Genomic DNA, 17,343 nt, shown 5'->3' on the forward strand with positions numbered 1-17,343 from the left:
GATGACTCAGTCCATCTGGAGCAAACTGTTCACCGCGCTGCGTGGCGGTGCCAGCGAAGTCGGCGAAGCGATCGTCGACCAACAAGCCCTGCGCATCCTCGACCAGGAAATCCGCGATGCCGACACCGCGCTGGCCAACGCCAAGCGTGAGCTGGTCAGCATCATGGCCAAGCACAAGTTGGCCAATGACCGCGTCGGCGAGTACGACGCCAAGATCACGGACCTGGAGACCAAGGCGATGGCCGCCATCCAGGCCAACCGCGAAGACCTGGCCCTCGAAGTGGCCGAAGCCATTTCGACCCTGACCAACGAGCGCGACGCCGAGCAGAAGCAAGCCGCCGAATTCGGTGGTTACGCCGACAGCATGCGTAAGGACATCACCAAGGCCGAAAGCCGGATCAAAAGCCTGCGCCAGCAAGTGGACATGGCCAAGGCGCGTGAAAGCGTGCAAAAGGCTCAGGTCAGCGCGTCCATCGCCAGTGGCGGCGCCAACGGCAAGTTGGAGACGGCCGTTGGCACGCTGAACCGCTTGCAAGCCAAGCAGCAGCAACGCGCCGCTGAACTGGAAGCCCAGGACGAACTGGCCGAGGCCTCGACGGGGACTGACCTGGAACGCAAGTTGCGCGAAGCCGGCATCACGCCGAACGAAGGCAGCGCCAATGCGATTCTGGAGCGCCTGAAGCAGAAGTCGGCTGAGTAAATAATGCCGCAACAGGGAGGGCCTATTCTCGGCCCTTTCTTTTTACGTCGAGGTCAGGATGGACGCCCTCAAGGGTTTCAAGATGATCGCAGGCCTTGCCCTGCTGATGGTCGCACTGCAGCTGTTCAATGTGGCGACCGGTTACAGCCTCATGGCCTTTGGCTTGATCCCCAGGACGGTGCCGGGCCTGTTCGGCATCCTCACTTCACCGTTTTTACACGGGTCCTTGGCTCACCTGAGCGCGAACCTGATTGCCTTTTTGGTACTGGGCACGCTGGTGATGATCGAAGGGTTCAACCGATTCGTGACCGTCAGCATGATCATCATTCTGCTCGGCGGCGCGCTGGTCTGGCTGTTCGGTTTCAGTGGCGTGCACATCGGCGCCAGCGGCTGGGTATTCGGGCTGTGGGCCTACCTGTTGTCGCGTGCCTGGTTCCACAGGAGCTGGACCAACCTGATCACGGCCGGGGTCGTGGCACTGCTGTATGGCGGGCTGGTCTTTGGCTTCCTGCCGCGCCAGGGCGTTTCGTTCGAGGGGCATCTGTTTGGTGCGCTCGCCGGATTTATTGCAGCCAAGGTACTTCTCTCTGCACCGCGCAGCAGGTTTAATGCCGGCTGAGCGCACTGGAGCATCCAGGCGCCGAGACGATGGCAACTACCCAGGGAATCAGGGGCAAAATGTCGATTTTTCTTTTGTTGCGCCTGTACGCCTCCTCCCTCTTTCACCGTTTCGGCTGGGCAGGTCTGGTCATCGCCTTGGGCGTACACCTGAGCACCGCGTACCTGGGCCTGGTGCTACTGGGCGAACGGCACCTCACCACGCTCGCTACGTTTATTTACTTCTATCTCACCACCACCCTCACCGTCGGTTATGGCGACCTCGCGCCGCAGACCTCAGCCGGACGAGTGTTCGTGGCCGCCTGGATCATGCTCGGCGGCATTGCGCTGCTGACGGCGGCCATCGGCAAAACCACCAGCAGTGTCATCGATGCATGGAGAAAAGGCATGAAGGGCAAAGGCGATTTCACCGGCAAGATCGGCCACACGGTGCTCATCGGCTGGGAAGGCGCGCCCAGCGAGCGGGTCATCGAGTTGTTGCTGCAAGACGAAACCTCGAACGACAACCTGATCGTCATTTGCGACTGCACCCTCGAAGAAAACCCCATGCCCGGCAAAGCGGCGTTCATCCGTGGTGAAAGCCTGTCGTCCACCGCGTTATTGCTGCGTGCGGGTGTGCCCGGTGCCGAACGTGTGCTGGTGCGAACCCCGTCGGACGACCTGACACTCGCCACCGTGCTGGCGGTGAACCAACTCAGCCCCGTCGGCCATGTGGTCGCCCACTTCAATGAAAGTGAAATCGCCGCACTCGCCAGCTCCTACGCGCCGCGCCTGGAGTGCACCTCAAGCATGGCCATCGAGATGTTGGTGCGTGCTTCCCAGGACCCGGGCTCGTCAGTCGTCATCAATGAGCTGTTGTGCGTAGGCCAAGGCGCCACCCAATACCTGATGAAATTGCCCGAGGCCTTCGAAGCCACGTTCGGCGATCTTTACAGCCGCATGAAGGAGCATCACAACGCCACCCTCATCGGCTACCGCGCCAAAGGCGCCCAGCAACCTTCGATCAACCCGCCCAGCGCCACACGCGTTGAGGGCGGCGAACTCTTTTACATCGCCTCCACCCGCCTCAAGGACATTTCCAATGGGATGGTTTAAACAGTTGATGGGGCTTGAAGCCCCGAACGCGCGTCCTGAGTCGCACCAGGCGGCCGGCCAAACCCTGCCGAACACCGGCCCGCTGGGCCTGGCACCGGGCAAAGGCGTGATGTTCGACTCCAGCCTCAAATTGCTGCTCGACGAGAAAACCTCGGTCGTCATCCCCGGCTCCCAGGAAATCTGGAGCAACGGCACCGTCGACCTCGGGCAATCGACCTGGCTGTCGCGCTATTACATGAACGACGAAGACTACTGGCTGCAAGTGCACACCACCGGCGAAATCGCCGGGCAGGTGGAGTCGGTTATCCTGTTCAACTACCTGAGCTACGTCACCCTCAGCAGCGAAGCGGAACTGCGCCGGCTGGCCGGCCCACAAAGCCCGATCGGGCTGCCGACCTACACCCACAACGGCGTCGAGTTCACCCGTGTGTGGGGCAGCGAAGCGGGCCAGACCGAACTGGTGGCGATGACCGAACACGTGGTCAATCCCGAAGAGGCCTACAGCGTCGAGCACCGTTCGATGCTATACGCCCGTGACACCGGCCTGACGGACCGCCGCGAGTTCCTGCTGTTTTCCGTCGAAGAAGACGCCGAAGGCACCATCAGCCTGAGCACGTCGCTGGGCATTTCGCTGTACACAACCGACCTGACCGCGCTCTAAACAAGGAAGCCATTCATGCTAGAAGCTCTCTCCATCTCCCTGAACAAAGCCGCCGTGCTCGGGTTTGTCCTCTACATCCTCGGGGCTGCCGTCCTGTTCGTGCTGTTCCAGTTCCTCTACACCCGCATCACCCCGCACAAAGAGTTCGAGCTGATCCGTGCGGGCAACGTGTCTGCGGCGGTCGCCCTGGGCGGCGCCATCGTCGGCTTCGCCATTCCGGCCAGCAACGTGATCGCCTACTCGATCAGCCTCCTCGACTTCGTCGTCTGGGCGGTGATCGCGGCGGTCGTGCAACTGCTGGCGTTCCTGCTGACCAGCCTGGTGCTCAAGGGCACGTCCGAGCGCATCAAGAACGGCGAGCTGGCGGCCGGCATCTACGTGGCGGCCGTGGCCATCAGCGTCGGCATGTTGAATGCCGCGTGCATGACGCCAACCTCGAACTGATCGCCCACGGAGCTCCCGATGAAACGAAGCAAGTACGTCCAGCTGTCGCTGGCAGCGTCGGTCGCCATGGCGATATCCGGCTGTGGGCCAACGGAAAAAACCTACGATTTGCAGAAGAAGTACAACTTTCAGTCGGTGCAGCAATGCGCCGATGAAAAACTGCCGGTGGACGTCTGCTCGGACGCCTACATGACCGCCATGGCCGAACACCGCCGCATTGCGCCGGTGTACGACAACCAGGCCGATTGCGATGCCGACTTTGTCGCCGACTGGTGCCAGCAAGACTCCACCGGCAAATTCATCCCCCGGCTGGGCGGTTTTGAACTGACCGCCGAAGGTCGGGTGACGCAGTCCCAGGTCGACGCGGCCAACGCCCAAGTCGGCGGCGCGCAAGCCAACAGCGGCGGCTCGGGCTTCTCCACCAGCAGCCTGCTGACCGGCCTGCTGATCGGCAACATGCTGAGCAACAACCGCAACAGCTACCGCTCCGAGCCGGTGTACCGCTACCGCGATGACCGTGGCGACTACGGTTCTTCAACGCTCAGCCAGCGCGTCTCCAAAGGCTCGACCTTCAGCCGCTCGAACCAGGCCCGATACGGCAGCAGCAGCTACTCGAACACCCTGCGCTCCTCCAACAAATCCAGCACCGTTGCGTCGGCCACTTCCCGTGGCGGCTTCGGCAGCAAGGCCAGCGCACGCAGCGGCTGGGGCGGCGGCGGGTCGAGCAGCTAAGGAAAGCGAGCCATGAAGAAAATCCACTGCGCAGAACGTCACGACTGGAAACAGACCGCCGACAGCCTCGGCTTTCTGTTCCACACCATCGACGACGAACCCTACTGGGACGAAAGCGCGTACTACCAGTTCACGCTCAAGCAAATCGAGCACGACCTGGAAGACCCAACCACCGAGATCCATGACATGTGCATGGACCTCGTCGCCCGCGTGGTCCAAAGCGAAGAACTGTTGGAACGCCTGAGCATTCCCGCGCCGTTCTACGACATGATCCGCACCTCATGGCGCGAAGGCCACCCGCACCTGTACGGGCGCATGGACTTCTCCTACAACGGCGCCGGCCCCGCCAAACTGCTCGAACTCAACTACGACACCCCCACCAGCCTCTACGAAGCTGCCGCGTTCCAATGGGGCTGGCTGGAACAATGCATCGAACGCGGCCTGCTGCCCAAACACGCCGACCAGTTCAACAGCATCGACACCAAACTGCACCAAGCCTTCGCCCAACTGCAGATCAACCAACCGTTCTACTTCGCCTCGATGAAAGACTCGGTCGAAGACAAAGGCACCACCGACTACCTGCGCCTCGTCGCCGAAAAAGTCGGCATCGAATCCCGCCACATCGACATCGAAGACATCGGCCTCACCGCCGAAGGCCGCTTCGTCGACCTCGAAGATCGCTGGATCCCCCACCTGTTCAAACTGCACGCCTGGGAATTCATCTTCCACGAACCCTTCGGCACCGCGATCGCCCAGAGCGACACACAGTTCTTCGAACCCGCGTGGAAATCCATCCTCTCCAACAAAGGCATCCTGCCGCTGCTGTGGGAATACAACAAAGGCCACCCCAACCTACTCGCGTCGCACCTGGATACCGACCCGGGCAAAGCCGTGCCGAAAGGCTGGGTGCGCAAGCCGTTCTTCTCACGGGAAGGGGCGAACATTGAACTGCAAACGGCAGACGGGCTGATCGTGAAAGAGGACGGGCCTTACACCGATGCGCCGTTCATCCTGCAGGAGTTTGCTCCGCTGCCGAAGTTTGGGGACAGCTATACGCTGATTGGGTCTTGGGTGATTGGGGACCAGGCGGCGGGGATTGGCGTGCGAGAAGACAATAGTTTGATCACCAAGGATTCGAGCCGGTTTTTGCCGCATTTGATATTGGATTGAGGACGTTAGTAAGGATTATTTCGGACATTAAAAAGCCGGCTTGTGGCCGGCTTCTCGGGGACTGCTTCAGCTTGTTTTTGACAAACCTCACCAGCCTTCAAATCGCTCAGCCCACGTTGCGTCGGGCTGAATAGTAAGGGCATCCGCGGGAACTCCTCCGCTTCGCCGAGCAGGGTGGATAGCGCAAAGTCACCCCCTGCCAAAGGTGGGCCGCATGATACCCACATTCACCTCAAATGCCCACCTCCGGATCCGATTTAGAGCCTTCCCAGCCCAATAAATGCTCATCCAGCGGCACGGGTGGGCGGCGGTTATTCAGCGTGGACCACCAGAACACCCAGCCCACGATCTGGAAGTTCTGTTCGAAGCGTTGCTCGTAGGTAAGGTATTCGTCGGGGTGTTCGCCGGCGTTGTGGCTGCGCATGCGCAGGCCACCGCCTGGGCGGTTGTAGAGGTATTTGATGCGCAGCATGCCGTCGTGTTCTACGGCGTAGATTTCGCCGTCGATGATTTGGGTGCGGCCTCGGTCGATGGCGAGGGTGGCACCTTGTTGGATGATGTCGATCATGCTGTTGTCGACCATATAAGCGCCCAGGGCGCGGTCGGGGTTTACGTTGAGGGCCTGAAGGGTGTGCAGGGTGACGCGGATGCATTCGGTGGAGGTGAAGGAGGGGTGGAGGTCGATCTCCACGTCGATTTTTTCCGGGCTGGGGGCGGGGCCTGTGAGGTATTTGCCGGCGTCTTCGCGGGCAGAGAGCGCGTTCCTTGCGTTGGGGCCTTCCAGCAAAAAGTTGGCCGGTGGGTGTTTGGGGCCTTCGCCGGTGCGCAGCCAACGGCTGGAGATGCACAGCAGTTCTGCGATCTCGTTGAGTCGGCCCATGGGCACGCCGCGCTTGAACCAGTTGTTCACGTGTTGGGGCGTGACGCCGCGGTTCTTGGCGAAGTCGGAGGCGGAAAGGTGGACTTCCCGTAGTAGCGCTTTTAAGCGATCACCTGATGTATTCATAAACGCAGAGCTTACTGACCGGGGGAACAGATCAAATAAACCATGCGTTGAGCGGCGCCTGTAGGTCTTTGCTTAGTTGTAGCCCGATACTTCTATTTGAGATGGCAATTAAACATCATCTATAAAATGTTGAACTTGCCGTTTAATTTTTCCCACAAAAAAAGCCCCGAATGATCGGAGCTTTTTTTATTGCCGGGGCAATGAGGAGCGGGTATCAGCCTTTGTAGGCAGCGACCGACTTCAGGATCTCGGCGCGGGCGGCGTCTGCGTTGCCCCAGCCTTCGATTTTCACCCATTTGCCTTTTTCGAGGTCTTTGTAGTTCTCGAAGAAGTGCTTGATCTGTTCCAGCAGCAGTGGCGGCAGGTCGGTGTATTCCTTCACGTCCACGTACAGCTGGGACAGCTTGTCGTGTGGTACCGCGATAACCTTGGCGTCGCCGCCGCCGTCGTCGGTCATGTTCAGGATGCCGACTGGACGTGCGCGGATCACCGAGCCTGGCGCAACCGGGTAAGGGGTTACGACCAGTACGTCGAGGGGGTCACCGTCGTCGGCCAGGGTGTTTGGGATGAAACCGTAGTTGGCCGGGTAGAACATTGGGGTGGCCATGAAACGGTCAACGAACAGGCAATCGCTGTCTTTGTCGATTTCGTATTTGATCGGCGCGTGGTTGGCCGGAATCTCGATGGCGACGTAGATGTCGTTCGGCAGGTCTTTGCCAGCCGGAATCTTGCTGTAGCTCATTGGGCGTTGCCCCCGTTAATTGGCCATGAAACATGGCCGGATTGGCCTAAAAGTGGCGGCGATTATAGGCATATTCTAACGCCGATGCCATGCGTCAGACGTCGTACGGCGCCTGGGGTTCAGTCCGGTACCGCGCGTCGCTGGCTTGCAGTTGGGTCAAGCGGGCCAGGGGATCCTGGCGGTAAAAGCGGCTGAGCTGCGCGTACACCTGTGGATAACTATTGACCAGTAAATCCGGGGCGCTGAAGAAGTATTCGCTGGTGACGGCAAAGAACTCGGCCGGGTTTTCGGCGGCGTAGGGGTCGATCTCGGTTTCGACGTCCGGGTTGGCGTCGAGCTGGCGATTGAGGTCGTCGTAGGCGCTCTGCATCACGCTGGCCCACTCTTGCACGCGCATGTCGCTGTGCAGCGGCGGCAGGCCGTTGGCGTCGCCGTTGAGCATGTCCAGCTTGTGGGCCAGCTCGTGGATGACCAGGTTGTAGCCTTCCCACTGGCCGCTTGCTAGCACGCCGGGCCAGGCCAGGATCACCGGGCCTTGTTGCCAGGCTTCGCCGCTGTGTTCGCCGTCCCACTCGTGTTCGATACCGCTGCTGTCGCGGTGGCGTTGTGGGCTTAAGAAGTCGTCGGGGTACAGCACGATTTCGTGGAAGCCCTGGTACCAGTCGAGGTCGCCCAGGTTCATCAGCGGCAGTTGCGCTTGGGCGGCGAGCAGCAGGCGTTGTTCCTGATGCAGCTCGACGCCGGGCAGGGCGGTGAGGTGTTTTTCGTCGAGGAATACCACGCAGGCTTCACGCAACCAATGGTCTTGCTCGGCGCTGATGCCGTCGAGGAAGGTCAGGTGGTGGCGCACCCGCTGCCAGGTGTCCTCGGCAATCGGGTGCTTGGCCAGCAGGCGCCGGCGACGCCAGGCGCTGAGGGACCACATCGTAAAATTACTGCGACTTGGCTTCGGAGGACGCGCGACCAAAGCGGCTGCGGGCCACGCCAATGATCATCGGCACCAGGGACAGCAGGATGATGAACACCACCAGCAGCGACAGGTTTTTCTTGATGAACGGCACGTTGCCGAAGAAGTAACCCAGGGTCACCAGGCCGCCGACCCAGATGATGGTGCCGAACACGCTGAAGCCGAAGAAGCGTGGGTAGGGCATTTTGGCGATGCCGGCGACGAACGGGGCAAAGGTGCGCAGGATCGGCAGGAAACGCGCCAGGGTCACGGTTTTGCCGCCGTGTTTGTCGTAGAAGTCGTGGGTCTTCTGCAGGTAGTCGCGGCGGAAAATTTTCGAGTTCGGGTTACTGAACAGCCGTTCTCCGGCCGTTCGGCCTATCACGTAGTTGGTACTGTCCCCGAGGATCGCCGCCAACATCAACAGACCGCCCAGCAGGATCGGGTCCATGCCGCCGCCCGCGGCGATGGCGCCTGCAATAAACAGCAACGAATCACCCGGCAGGAACGGCATGACCACCAGGCCGGTCTCGCAAAAAATCACCAGGAACAGGATGGCGTAGATCCACACGCCGTAATTCCTCACCAGCGTATCGAGATACACGTCGAGATGCAGGATAAGGTCTAGCGGGTTGAAATCCATGGATGGCACCTGTGTGAATGGCCCGGCTCAGCAGGCCTGTGCGGGGGCGTCGGGAAATAAGGCTACAAGTCTATGTCGCGATTCTTACAACCCTGAGAGGTCCGCATTATACGGATTGAGAGGTGAAAAGCGTGTTGGTTTTGTAGCGGGGGATGTCGCGATGCAGCGGCTGTCACCGTTCACCTGTCGGCATTGGTTTGTGTAGGAGCTGGCTTGCCAGCGATGCAGGCACTTCGGTGTATCGGTGAGACCGAGGTGATGCTATCGCCGGCAAGCCAGCTCCTACAAAAGCCAGTTCGCCCAGGGGATTTGCGGTGTTTGGGCTTAGTCTTCGCTGATCGGCAACACGTAGTTCTTGAACTCCGTGTCCTCGCGAAACCCGATCGACTCGTACGTCTTCTGCGCCACTTCGTTGTCACTGCTGGTCGACACCCGCAGCCGTACCGCGTGGGTTTCCTTGGCCATCTTCTTCGCCGTGCGCATCAGGTTGTCTGCCACCAATTGGCGGCGGGCGTCTTCGGCCACGTAGATGTCGTTGAGGATCCACACGCGCTTGAGCGACAGCGACGAATAGCTCGGGTACAACTGGCAGAAGCCGAGCAGCTTCTTGTCGTCATCATCAGCCAGGGCCAGGTAGATCACCGATTCCTTGCGGCGCAGGCGCTTTTCCAGAAAGGCCCGCGACGAGTCCGGAAAGGGCAGGGCACCATAAAACTCTCGGTATTTGACGAACAGCGGGGTCAACAGGTCCAGGTGTTCCAGGGTCGCTTGAGTAATCCGCATGCCAGGCCTCAACTTCCAAAGGGGGAATGACCACACAAGCGGCCGTGACTCGATGCTGCCTAATGGCGCGAAAAAGCGCAATCATGCAGCAATCAGTCATCCGGTGAACTGAGCAGGAAATTGCCTTTCATCAGGTCAGGATCATCCGATTCGATGGTCTGAACCTGCGCCTCGTCCTTGAGATTGACCCCCGACAGCTGCCGACGACACGCCTCTCGCATCAAGTAAAGCAGGCGATGCGCGGCCATGCCGTAGCTCAGGCCTTCCAGGCGCACATTGGAGATGCAGTTGCGGTAGGCGTCGGTGAGGCCGACCTTGGGGTTATAGGTGAAATACAGGCCCAGGCTGTCCGGTGAGCTGAGCCCCGGCCGTTCGCCGATCAGAATGACGGTCATCTTGGCCCCCAGCAGCTGGCCCACTTCATCCGCCACCGCCACGCGGCCCTGTTCCACCAGGATGACCGGCGACAACGACCAACCGTCGGCGCTGCTCTGTTCCTCCAGGCGCGTCAGAAACGGCAAGGTGTGTTTATGCACCGCCAGTGCCGACAGGCCATCCGCGACCACCACCGCCAAGTCCACGCCACCGGGATTGGCCGACGCATGATCGCGCAGTAACTGGGCCGACTCATCGCTCAAGCGCCGCCCCAGGTCTGGGCGTTGCAGGTACAGGTGACGGTCAGTGGCCGCACTGTGCAGCAACAGGCTGTCGCGCCCGCGCTCGGCCAACTGGCTGCTGAGGCCGGCATGGTCGAAGGGCAAATGCACTGCGTCCCGCGCCTGGGCGTGGGCAAACTGGAAGTCCAGCTGTGCGCTGGTGGGAATGCTGGTGCCGGTGCGGCCCAGGGCAATACGCGCCGGGGTCAGGCGGCGCAGTTCCAGCCACGGGTTGTCAGGCAGGTCGAGTTGCACGGGCGGCTCCTTCATCCCAGTTGCGCCAAGGCTTGGCGGAAGGCCGGTGGCAGGCTGTTGCCAAACTGCACCTTACCGTCGGCTTGCGTGAAAATGCCCATTTTGGCCAGCCACTGTTCAAACTCCGGCGCCGGCTTTAAACCCAATGTTTGGCGGGCGTATAGGGCGTCGTGAAACGAGGTGGTCTGGTAGTTGAGCATGATGTCATCGGAGCCCGGGATGCCCATGATGAAGTTGATCCCGGCAACCCCCAGCAGGGTCAGCAGGGTGTCCATGTCGTCCTGGTCGGCTTCGGCATGGTTGGTGTAGCAGATGTCACAACCCATCGGCACGCCGAGCAACTTGCCGCAGAAGTGGTCCTCAAGGCCGGCGCGGATGATCTGCTTGCCGTTGTACAGGTACTCGGGGCCGATAAAGCCTACGACCGTATTCACCAAAAACGGTTTGAAATGCCGCGCCACCGCGTAGGCGCGGGTCTCACAGGTTTGCTGGTCGACGCCAAAGTGCGCGTTGGCCGACAAGGCGCTGCCCTGGCCGGTTTCGAAGTACATCAGGTTCTGGCCCAACGTGCCGCGCTTGAGGCTCAAGCCCGCGTCGTAACCTTCCTGCAGTACGCTCAGGCTGATGCCGAAACTGGCGTTGGCCGCTTCAGTGCCAGCAATCGACTGAAACACCAGGTCCAGCGGTACGCCGCGGTTGATCGCCTCGATCGAGGTGGTGACGTGGGTCAGCACGCACGCCTGGGTCGGGATCTCATAACGCTGGATGATCGCGTCGAGCATCTCCAGCATGGCGCAGATCGAGGCGATGCTGTCGGTGGCCGGGTTGATGCCGATCATGGCGTCGCCGTTGCCGTAGAGCAGGCCATCGAGAATGCTCGCGGCGATGCCGGCCGGTTCGTCCGTCGGGTGGTTGGGTTGCAGGCGCGTGGATAAACGCCCGCGCAGGCCGAGGGTGCCGCGAAACTGCGTGACCACGCGGATCTTCTGCGCCACCAGCACCAGGTCCTGCACGCGCATGATCTTGGACACGGCGGCGGCTATTTCCGGTGTCAGCCCGGGCGCCAAGGCGCGTAGGGAATGTTCGTCAGCCGCGTCACTGAGCAGCCAGTCGCGCAGGCCGCCGACGGTCAAATGGCTGACCACCGCAAACGCCTGTTTATCATGGGTATCGATGATCAGCCGAGTGACTTCGTCGCTTTCATAGGGGATCAGCGCTTCTTCGAGGAAGTGCTTGAGCGGGATATTCGCCAGCGCCATCTGCGCCGCCACCCGCTCACCGTCGTTCTGCGCGGCGACGCCGGCCAGGAAGTCCCCCGAACGTGCGGGGCTGGCCTTGGCCATCACGTCCTTGAGGCTGTCGAAGCGGTAGGTTTGAGCGCCTACCGCGTGGGAAAAGCTTGCCATACAGTGTCTCCTTGGCGATGCGGGCCCAATGTGATCAAGGGGCCCGCGTCGAGGTTTACGGCATTCAGTGCAAGGCGGCCTCTGCGGCCTGGATCGCCGCGAATTCCTCTTCGGGCGTGCCTGCTACCAAGTGATGCCGGCTGTAGAAAGCAAAGTAAGCAATTAATACTCCATAGATGATCGCGGCGCCAATCACCACCCGTGGGTCCACCAGAAAGCCCGCCACCACGGCCACGCAGGCCAGTACCAGGGCGATGCCGGACGTAAAGATACCGCCTGGCGTGCGGTACGGACGCTCCATTTTGGGGCGACGGATACGCAGCGTGATGTGCGCGGCCATCATCAGCACGTAGGAAATGGTCGCGCCAAACACCGCCACCAGGATCAGCAGGTCGCCCTGGCCGGTCAGCGACAGGCCAAAGCCGATGATGCCGGGGATCACCAGGGCCAGTACCGGCGCCTTGCTCTTGTTGGTCTGCGACAGTTTGCGCGGCAGGTAGCCCGCGCGGGACAAGGCGAAGATCTGCCGCGAATAGGCGTAGATGATCGAGAAAAAGCTCGCGATCAGGCCGGCCAGGCCCACCAGGTTGACGAAGCTGCCCATCCACGTTGAACCGCCGTAGGACAAGGCCAGCGCTTCAACCAGCGGGTTGCCGGATTTGACCAGTGCGTAGGTGCCGGCGCCGCCCGGTGCGATCACCAGGATCAACAGGGCAAAACTGGTCAGCACCACAATGGCGCCGATCAGGCCGCGGGGCAGGTCGCGCTTGGGGTTCTTGGTTTCTTCGGCAGCCAATGGCACGCCTTCCACCGCCAGGAAAAACCAGATGGCGTAGGGAATCGCCGCCCACACGCCGACATAACCGAACGGCAGGAAGGTGCTGGCGCCCTTAGCCTCGGTCACTGGAATGTCCAGCAGGTTGGCCACGTTGAAGTGCGGCACCATCGACACCAGGAACACGCCCAGCGCAATCGCTGCAATGGCGGTAATCACAAACATCAGCTTCAAGGCTTCACCGACGCCGAAGATGTGGATGCCGATAAAGATGATGTAGAACGCCAGGTAGATCATCCAGCCGCCGATACCGAACAGCGACTCACAATACGCGCCGATAAACACCGCGATGGCGGCGGGGGCGATGGCGTATTCGATCAGGATGGCGGTGCCCGTGAGGAACCCGCCCCAGGGGCCAAAGGCGCTGCGGGCAAAGCCGTAGCCGCCACCGGCGGTAGGAATCATGGAAGACAGTTCGGCCAGGGAAAAACACATGCACAGGTACATGGTGGCCATCAGCAATGTGGCGAGGAACATCCCGCCCCAGCCGCCTTGGGCCAGGCCGAAGTTCCAACCGGCGTAGTCGCCGGAGATCACGTAGGCAACGCCAAGGCCTACCAACAGCACCCAGCCGGCGGCGCCTTTTTTAAGTTCGCGTTGTTGGAAGTAGTGGGAGTCAACTTTTTCGAAGTCGACAGAAGATCCAGTCGGTTCGCTAGGCATGGGAAAGTACCGTCCGTTGTTATTGTTTTATTCCGGCCTCTTTGTGCCGAATGCGTTTTGCAAGTACTTATGAAGATCTAAAACTGTGGGAGCTGGCTTGCCTGCGATAGCGGAGTGTCAGCCAATGCATGGCCAACTGGCCCGCCGTTATCGCAGGCAAGCCAGCTCCCACATTTGATTGCATTTCAAATGTGGGAGGGGTTATTGGTTAGAAGAACCCGAGTGGATTAATGTCGTAGCTCACCAGCAGGTTCTTGGTCTGCTGGTAGTGATCCAACATCATCTTGTGGGTCTCACGGCCCACGCCGGACTTCTTGTAACCCCCGAACGCGGCATGCGCCGGGTACAGGTGGTAGCAGTTGGTCCATACGCGGCCGGCCTTGATCGCCCGGCCCATGCGGTAGGCGCGGTTGATGTCACGGGTCCACACGCCGGCACCCAGGCCGAACTCGGTGTCGTTGGCAATCGCCAGGGCTTCGGCTTCGTCCTTGAAGGTGGTGATGCTCACCACTGGGCCGAAGATTTCCTCCTGGAACACGCGCATTTCATTGGTGCCCTTGAGCAGGGTCGGCTGGATGTAATAACCACCCGCCATGTCGCCTTCGAGCTTCTCGACCTTGCCACCGGTGAGCAGCTGCGCGCCTTCGCCTTTGGCGATTTCCAGGTAGGACAGGATCTTGTCGAATTGCTGCTCGGATGCCTGGGCGCCGACCATGGTGTCGGTGTCCAGCGGGTCGCCGCGTTTGATCGACTCGATCTTCTTCATGACCACTTTCATGAACTCGGGGTAGATCGACTCCTGCACCAGCGCGCGGGATGGGCAGGTGCACACTTCGCCCTGGTTGAAGAACGCCAGTACCAGGCCTTCGGCGGCTTTCTCGATGAAGGACGGCTCGGCCTTCATGATGTCGTCGAAGAAGATATTCGGCGACTTGCCGCCCAGCTCAACAGTGGACGGAATGATGTTCTCGGCCGCCGCATGCATGATGTGCGAGCCCACTGGCGTGGAGCCGGTGAAGGCAATCTTGGCGATGCGTTTGCTGGTGGCCAGGGCTTCGCCGGCTTCTTTGCCGAAACCGTGCACCACGTTCAGCACGCCCGGTGGCAGCAGGTCGCCGATCACTTCCAGCAGCACGTTGATGCCCAGCGGGGTTTGCTCGGCAGGCTTGAGCACCACGCAGTTGCCCGCCGCCAGGGCCGGCGCGAGTTTCCAGGCGGCCATCAGCAGTGGGAAGTTCCACGGGATGATCTGGCCCACCACGCCCAGCGGTTCGTGGAAGTGGTACGAGGCGGTGTGTTCGTTGATCTCGGCGCTGGTGCCTTCCTGGGCGCGGATGCAACCGGCGAAGTAGCGGAAGTGGTCGGCGGCCAGCGGGATGTCGGCGTTGAGGGTTTCACGCACGGCCTTGCCGTTGTCCCAGGTTTCGGTGATGGCCAGCAGTTCGAGGTTCTGTTCGATGCGGTCGGCGATTTTCAGCAGCACCAGCGAGCGGTCCTGGGCCGAGGTCTTGCCCCAGGCGTCAGCGGCGGCATGGGCGGCGTCCAGCGCCTTGTCGATGTCTTTGGCCGTGGAGCGAGGGAATTCTGCGATGGGCTTGCCGTTGACCGGCGAGGTGTTGGTGAAATAGTTGCCATCGACCGGCGCAACGAATTCGCCACCGATGTAGTTGCCGTACTTGGCCTTGAACGAAACGATGGCGCCTTCAGTACCGGGGTGTGCGTAACGCATGGTGGGTATCTCCTGGCTCTTATGTTTATTGGGAGTGCAGCGCAACGAGCGCGTTATCAAGCGTAGAGCAAAGGTTGGGCCACCGCTTTGCAGGCCAGGTAAATCAAGGGGTTAGGGTTTGTTGCAAAGGTCTGCTGTGGCAGGGCTGGTACAACGGGTGTGACAGTTTGTGCCACCTTCGGTACAGCTCGTGACCGGTGAGTCCATCCGGGATTGCATTGGCTCAAGGCCTGGGGGATGCTGGGGGTTCTCACGCAGGGAGAATAATAAGAAATGCACAACGATCATTTCAGTCGCCATGCCCAGCAAGTCCTCACTGTGGCCCATGGTCGCGACCCGTCCAGCGATCCCTCCATTGCCCGGTCCTGGCTGCGTTGCCTGGAGGACTACCACCTCGACCCTGCGCAAACCATTGCCCCCACCGTGCTTGAGCATGGCCGCCTGCTGGAAAGCCGCGAGCGCCTGCAACAGGTGCTGCACATTGCCGGCAGCGAGATGAACAGCCTGCATCAGCAACTCTCGGGCGCCGGTCATGCGGTATTGCTGACCGATGCACGGGGCGTGATCCTCAACTGTGTCACCGCGCCGTCCGAGCGCAAGATCTTCGAGCGCGCCGGGCTGTGGCTGGGCGCTGACTGGAGCGAGGCGTGCGAGGGCACCAACGGCATCGGCACTTGCCTGGTGGAACGCCAGTCCCTGACCATTCACCGTGATGAGCATTTTCGCGGACGACATACTGGCTTGACCTGTTCGGCCAGCCCGGTGTTCGACCCCCATGGCGAATTGCTGGCGGTGCTGGATGTGTCCTCGGCTCGCGAGGCGGTGTCGCGCCAGAGCCAGTTCCATACCATGGCACTGGTGAACCTGTCGGCGAAGATGATTGAGAGCTGCTACTTCCTGCGTCACTTCGAAAACCACTGGCTGCTGCGTTTTCACCTGCAGGCCGAGTCGGTCGGGTTGTTCAGCGAAGGGTTGCTGGCGTTCGACGGCGAAGGGCGGATCTGCGCGGTAAACCAGAGCGCCCTGAACCTGCTGGGGCAACTGCGCGGCGGTTTGCTGGGGCAACCGGTGGAAGCGTTTTTCGACTGCTCCCTGGACCAATTGCTCGGCCGCGCCAGCGCCAATGCCACGGCCAGTTGGCCGCTGCGCACCCGCGATGGACGGCCATTGTTCGCTGCATTGCGCGGTCAGCCGCGCAGCGTGCCTGCCCCCATCATGGCCAAGCCGGCGCCGCCTCAGTTGTCCGGCATTTGCCTGGGCGATCCGGCGCTGCAAAATGACTTCCGCAAGGCGTTGCGGGTGTTTGAGCGTGATGTGCCACTGCTGATCAATGGCGAAACCGGCTCCGGTAAAGAAGCCTTCGCCAAGGCTGTGCACCGCGCCAGTCAGCGCGCCGATAAAGCGTTTGTGGCGCTCAATTGCGCGGCCATTCCGGAAAGCCTGATCGAAAGCGAGTTATTCGGCTATCGTGGCGGCAGCTTTACTGGTGCCCTCAAGGATGGCATGCGCGGCAAGCTCCAACAGGCCGACGGTGGCACGTTGTTCCTTGACGAAATTGGCGATATGCCACTGGCTTTGCAGACCCGTCTATTAAGGGTGCTGGAAGATCGCCTGGTGGTCCCCATCGGCGGCGAGCCTCAAGCCGTGAATGTCCGAATTATCAGCGCTACGCACCGTAATTTGCATGAACGCGTACGGGACGGCAGCTTTCGCGAAGACCTGTATTACCGGCTTAACGGCCTGGAAATCGGCCTGCCGGCGTTGCGCGAGCGCAGTGACAAGTCGCAACTGCTGGACTTCCTGCTGGGGGAGGAGGCCGGAGATCAGTCGATCAGTGTGGAGCCCGAAGCGCGCGAGGCATTGCTGGCCTTCGCCTGGCCGGGCAATGTCCGTCAGTTGCGCACGGTATTGCGCACACTGGTGGCACTCAGCGATGACGGGCGGATAGAGTTGTTGGATCTGCCCGCTATGGTGCAATGCCCCCCTGTTCAACACGCCAGCGAGTCACTCCTAGATAATGCCGAGCGCCAGACGTTGCTGACAGCATTGGAGCAACGGCACTGGCATATGACGTACACGGCGCAAGCGCTGGGTATCAGTCGTAATACGCTTTATAGGAAATTGCGAAAATATAAAATTAAACGGTGTGCGGCAGTGCCTAGTTAATGTGAGCGTGCCCTGAGGTCTTTAAGGCAGTATTTAAACTCGGGTGGAGGGGGCTTTTCAAAAGGCTGTAGGGAACTGTTTTGTTTTTGGTGA

17 protein-coding genes are annotated in these 17,343 nt (G+C 60.8%); 8 read left to right on the forward strand and 9 right to left on the reverse strand.

Going from position 1 to position 17,343, the window contains the following annotated elements:
- Nucleotide 1: 1 nt before the first annotated feature.
- Genes AC07SU_RS21035 through AC07SU_RS21065 form a run of 7 tightly spaced genes read left to right on the forward strand, consistent with a single transcriptional unit; the run spans nt 2 to nt 5,420 of the window.
- Complete coding sequence (locus AC07SU_RS21035) at nt 2–700, forward strand: PspA/IM30 family protein (protein WP_176999290.1); 699 nt, start codon at nt 2–4, stop codon at nt 698–700.
- Nucleotides 701–758: 58 nt separating this feature from the next.
- Complete coding sequence (locus tag AC07SU_RS21040; protein WP_494998118.1) at nt 759–1,319, forward strand: rhomboid family intramembrane serine protease; 561 nt, start codon at nt 759–761, stop codon at nt 1,317–1,319.
- Between the two features lie 59 nt (nt 1,320–1,378).
- On the forward strand, nt 1,379–2,413 hold the full coding sequence (locus AC07SU_RS21045; RefSeq protein ID WP_494998119.1) for an ion channel: 1,035 nt from the start codon (nt 1,379–1,381) through the stop codon (nt 2,411–2,413).
- Nucleotides 2,400–3,074, forward strand: a complete 675-nt coding sequence (locus AC07SU_RS21050) for a DUF2491 family protein (RefSeq protein WP_494998120.1) — start codon at nt 2,400–2,402, stop codon at nt 3,072–3,074. Before AC07SU_RS21045 ends, AC07SU_RS21050 begins: the two co-directional genes overlap by 14 nt.
- 15 nt (nt 3,075–3,089) lie before the next feature.
- Nucleotides 3,090–3,518 carry a DUF350 domain-containing protein gene (locus AC07SU_RS21055; RefSeq protein WP_178924304.1) on the forward strand — a complete coding sequence of 143 codons (429 nt, stop codon included), beginning with the start codon at nt 3,090–3,092 and terminating at the stop codon, nt 3,516–3,518.
- An 18-nt stretch (nt 3,519–3,536) separates the two neighbouring features.
- Nucleotides 3,537–4,250: a DUF1190 domain-containing protein gene (locus AC07SU_RS21060; protein WP_176999295.1), complete on the forward strand. Its 714-nt coding sequence runs from the start codon at nt 3,537–3,539 to the stop codon at nt 4,248–4,250.
- A 12-nt stretch (nt 4,251–4,262) separates the two neighbouring features.
- Complete coding sequence (locus AC07SU_RS21065) at nt 4,263–5,420, forward strand: glutathionylspermidine synthase family protein (protein ID WP_494998121.1); 1,158 nt, start codon at nt 4,263–4,265, stop codon at nt 5,418–5,420.
- A 232-nt stretch (nt 5,421–5,652) separates the two neighbouring features.
- Here the strand turns inward: AC07SU_RS21065 and AC07SU_RS21070 are convergent, their stop codons facing one another.
- The 9 genes from AC07SU_RS21070 to exaC all read right to left on the reverse strand — a co-directional run bounded on the left by AC07SU_RS21070 (nt 5,653) and on the right by exaC (nt 15,084).
- Nucleotides 5,653–6,426 (reverse strand): LexA family transcriptional regulator, encoded by a 774-nt coding sequence (locus tag AC07SU_RS21070; RefSeq protein ID WP_494998122.1) that lies wholly within the window; start codon nt 6,424–6,426, stop codon nt 5,653–5,655.
- A 214-nt stretch (nt 6,427–6,640) separates the two neighbouring features.
- The gene (ppa, locus tag AC07SU_RS21075; RefSeq protein ID WP_176999304.1) at nt 6,641–7,168 is read right to left on the reverse strand and encodes an inorganic diphosphatase; all 528 of its coding nucleotides are present in this window, start codon (nt 7,166–7,168) and stop codon (nt 6,641–6,643) included.
- A gap of 94 nt (nt 7,169–7,262) precedes the next feature.
- Entirely contained in the window at nt 7,263–8,093 is an 831-nt protein-coding gene (locus AC07SU_RS21080; protein ID WP_494998123.1) for a M90 family metallopeptidase, read from the reverse strand.
- A 7-nt stretch (nt 8,094–8,100) separates the two neighbouring features.
- Nucleotides 8,101–8,757, reverse strand: a complete 657-nt coding sequence (locus tag AC07SU_RS21085; protein ID WP_176999306.1) for a DedA family protein — start codon at nt 8,755–8,757, stop codon at nt 8,101–8,103.
- Between the two features lie 324 nt (nt 8,758–9,081).
- Nucleotides 9,082–9,540 (reverse strand): GNAT family N-acetyltransferase, encoded by a 459-nt coding sequence (locus AC07SU_RS21090; RefSeq protein ID WP_176998552.1) that lies wholly within the window; start codon nt 9,538–9,540, stop codon nt 9,082–9,084.
- A gap of 92 nt (nt 9,541–9,632) precedes the next feature.
- Nucleotides 9,633–10,466: an ethanolamine ammonia-lyase subunit EutC gene (eutC, locus tag AC07SU_RS21095; RefSeq protein ID WP_494998124.1), complete on the reverse strand. Its 834-nt coding sequence runs from the start codon at nt 10,464–10,466 to the stop codon at nt 9,633–9,635.
- Nucleotides 10,463–11,857 (reverse strand): ethanolamine ammonia-lyase subunit EutB, encoded by a 1,395-nt coding sequence (locus tag AC07SU_RS21100; protein ID WP_494998125.1) that lies wholly within the window; start codon nt 11,855–11,857, stop codon nt 10,463–10,465. Before AC07SU_RS21100 ends, eutC begins: the two co-directional genes overlap by 4 nt.
- 64 nt (nt 11,858–11,921) lie before the next feature.
- On the reverse strand, nt 11,922–13,355 hold the full coding sequence (eat, locus tag AC07SU_RS21105; protein ID WP_494998126.1) for an ethanolamine permease: 1,434 nt from the start codon (nt 13,353–13,355) through the stop codon (nt 11,922–11,924).
- 208 nt (nt 13,356–13,563) lie between these two features.
- The gene (gene exaC, locus AC07SU_RS21110) at nt 13,564–15,084 is read right to left on the reverse strand and encodes an acetaldehyde dehydrogenase ExaC (protein ID WP_176998548.1); all 1,521 of its coding nucleotides are present in this window, start codon (nt 15,082–15,084) and stop codon (nt 13,564–13,566) included.
- 273 nt (nt 15,085–15,357) lie between these two features.
- Here exaC and AC07SU_RS21115 point away from each other — a divergent pair, with 273 nt between their 5' ends.
- Nucleotides 15,358–17,250: a sigma-54-dependent Fis family transcriptional regulator gene (locus AC07SU_RS21115; protein WP_494998127.1), complete on the forward strand. Its 1,893-nt coding sequence runs from the start codon at nt 15,358–15,360 to the stop codon at nt 17,248–17,250.
- The last annotated feature ends 93 nt before the right edge of the window (nt 17,251–17,343 follow it).

This window comes from Pseudomonas sp. GW821-FHT05H12, from assembly GCF_059419385.1.

Bases quoted from the DNA above. Each gene is read 5' to 3' on its own strand.
- AC07SU_RS21080 (WP_494998123.1), bottom strand. From the start codon at position 8,093: ATGTGGTCCCTCAGCGCCTGGCGTCGCCGGCGCCTGCTGGCCAAGCAC.
- AC07SU_RS21090 (WP_176998552.1), bottom strand. From the start codon at position 9,540: ATGCGGATTACTCAAGCGACCCTGGAACACCTGGACCTGTTGACCCCG.
- eutC (WP_494998124.1), bottom strand. From the start codon at position 10,466: ATGAAGGAGCCGCCCGTGCAACTCGACCTGCCTGACAACCCGTGGCTG.
- AC07SU_RS21070 (WP_494998122.1), bottom strand. From the start codon at position 6,426: ATGAATACATCAGGTGATCGCTTAAAAGCGCTACTACGGGAAGTCCAC.
- AC07SU_RS21060 (WP_176999295.1), top strand. From the start codon at position 3,537: ATGAAACGAAGCAAGTACGTCCAGCTGTCGCTGGCAGCGTCGGTCGCC.
- ppa (WP_176999304.1), bottom strand. From the start codon at position 7,168: ATGAGCTACAGCAAGATTCCGGCTGGCAAAGACCTGCCGAACGACATC.
- AC07SU_RS21040 (WP_494998118.1), top strand. From the start codon at position 759: ATGGACGCCCTCAAGGGTTTCAAGATGATCGCAGGCCTTGCCCTGCTG.
- eat (WP_494998126.1), bottom strand. From the start codon at position 13,355: ATGCCTAGCGAACCGACTGGATCTTCTGTCGACTTCGAAAAAGTTGAC.
- exaC (WP_176998548.1), bottom strand. From the start codon at position 15,084: ATGCGTTACGCACACCCCGGTACTGAAGGCGCCATCGTTTCGTTCAAG.
- AC07SU_RS21045 (WP_494998119.1), top strand. From the start codon at position 1,379: ATGTCGATTTTTCTTTTGTTGCGCCTGTACGCCTCCTCCCTCTTTCAC.
- AC07SU_RS21035 (WP_176999290.1), top strand. From the start codon at position 2: ATGACTCAGTCCATCTGGAGCAAACTGTTCACCGCGCTGCGTGGCGGT.
- AC07SU_RS21065 (WP_494998121.1), top strand. From the start codon at position 4,263: ATGAAGAAAATCCACTGCGCAGAACGTCACGACTGGAAACAGACCGCC.
- AC07SU_RS21115 (WP_494998127.1), top strand. From the start codon at position 15,358: ATGCACAACGATCATTTCAGTCGCCATGCCCAGCAAGTCCTCACTGTG.
- AC07SU_RS21100 (WP_494998125.1), bottom strand. From the start codon at position 11,857: ATGGCAAGCTTTTCCCACGCGGTAGGCGCTCAAACCTACCGCTTCGAC.
- AC07SU_RS21085 (WP_176999306.1), bottom strand. From the start codon at position 8,757: ATGGATTTCAACCCGCTAGACCTTATCCTGCATCTCGACGTGTATCTC.
- AC07SU_RS21055 (WP_178924304.1), top strand. From the start codon at position 3,090: ATGCTAGAAGCTCTCTCCATCTCCCTGAACAAAGCCGCCGTGCTCGGG.
- AC07SU_RS21050 (WP_494998120.1), top strand. From the start codon at position 2,400: ATGGGATGGTTTAAACAGTTGATGGGGCTTGAAGCCCCGAACGCGCGT.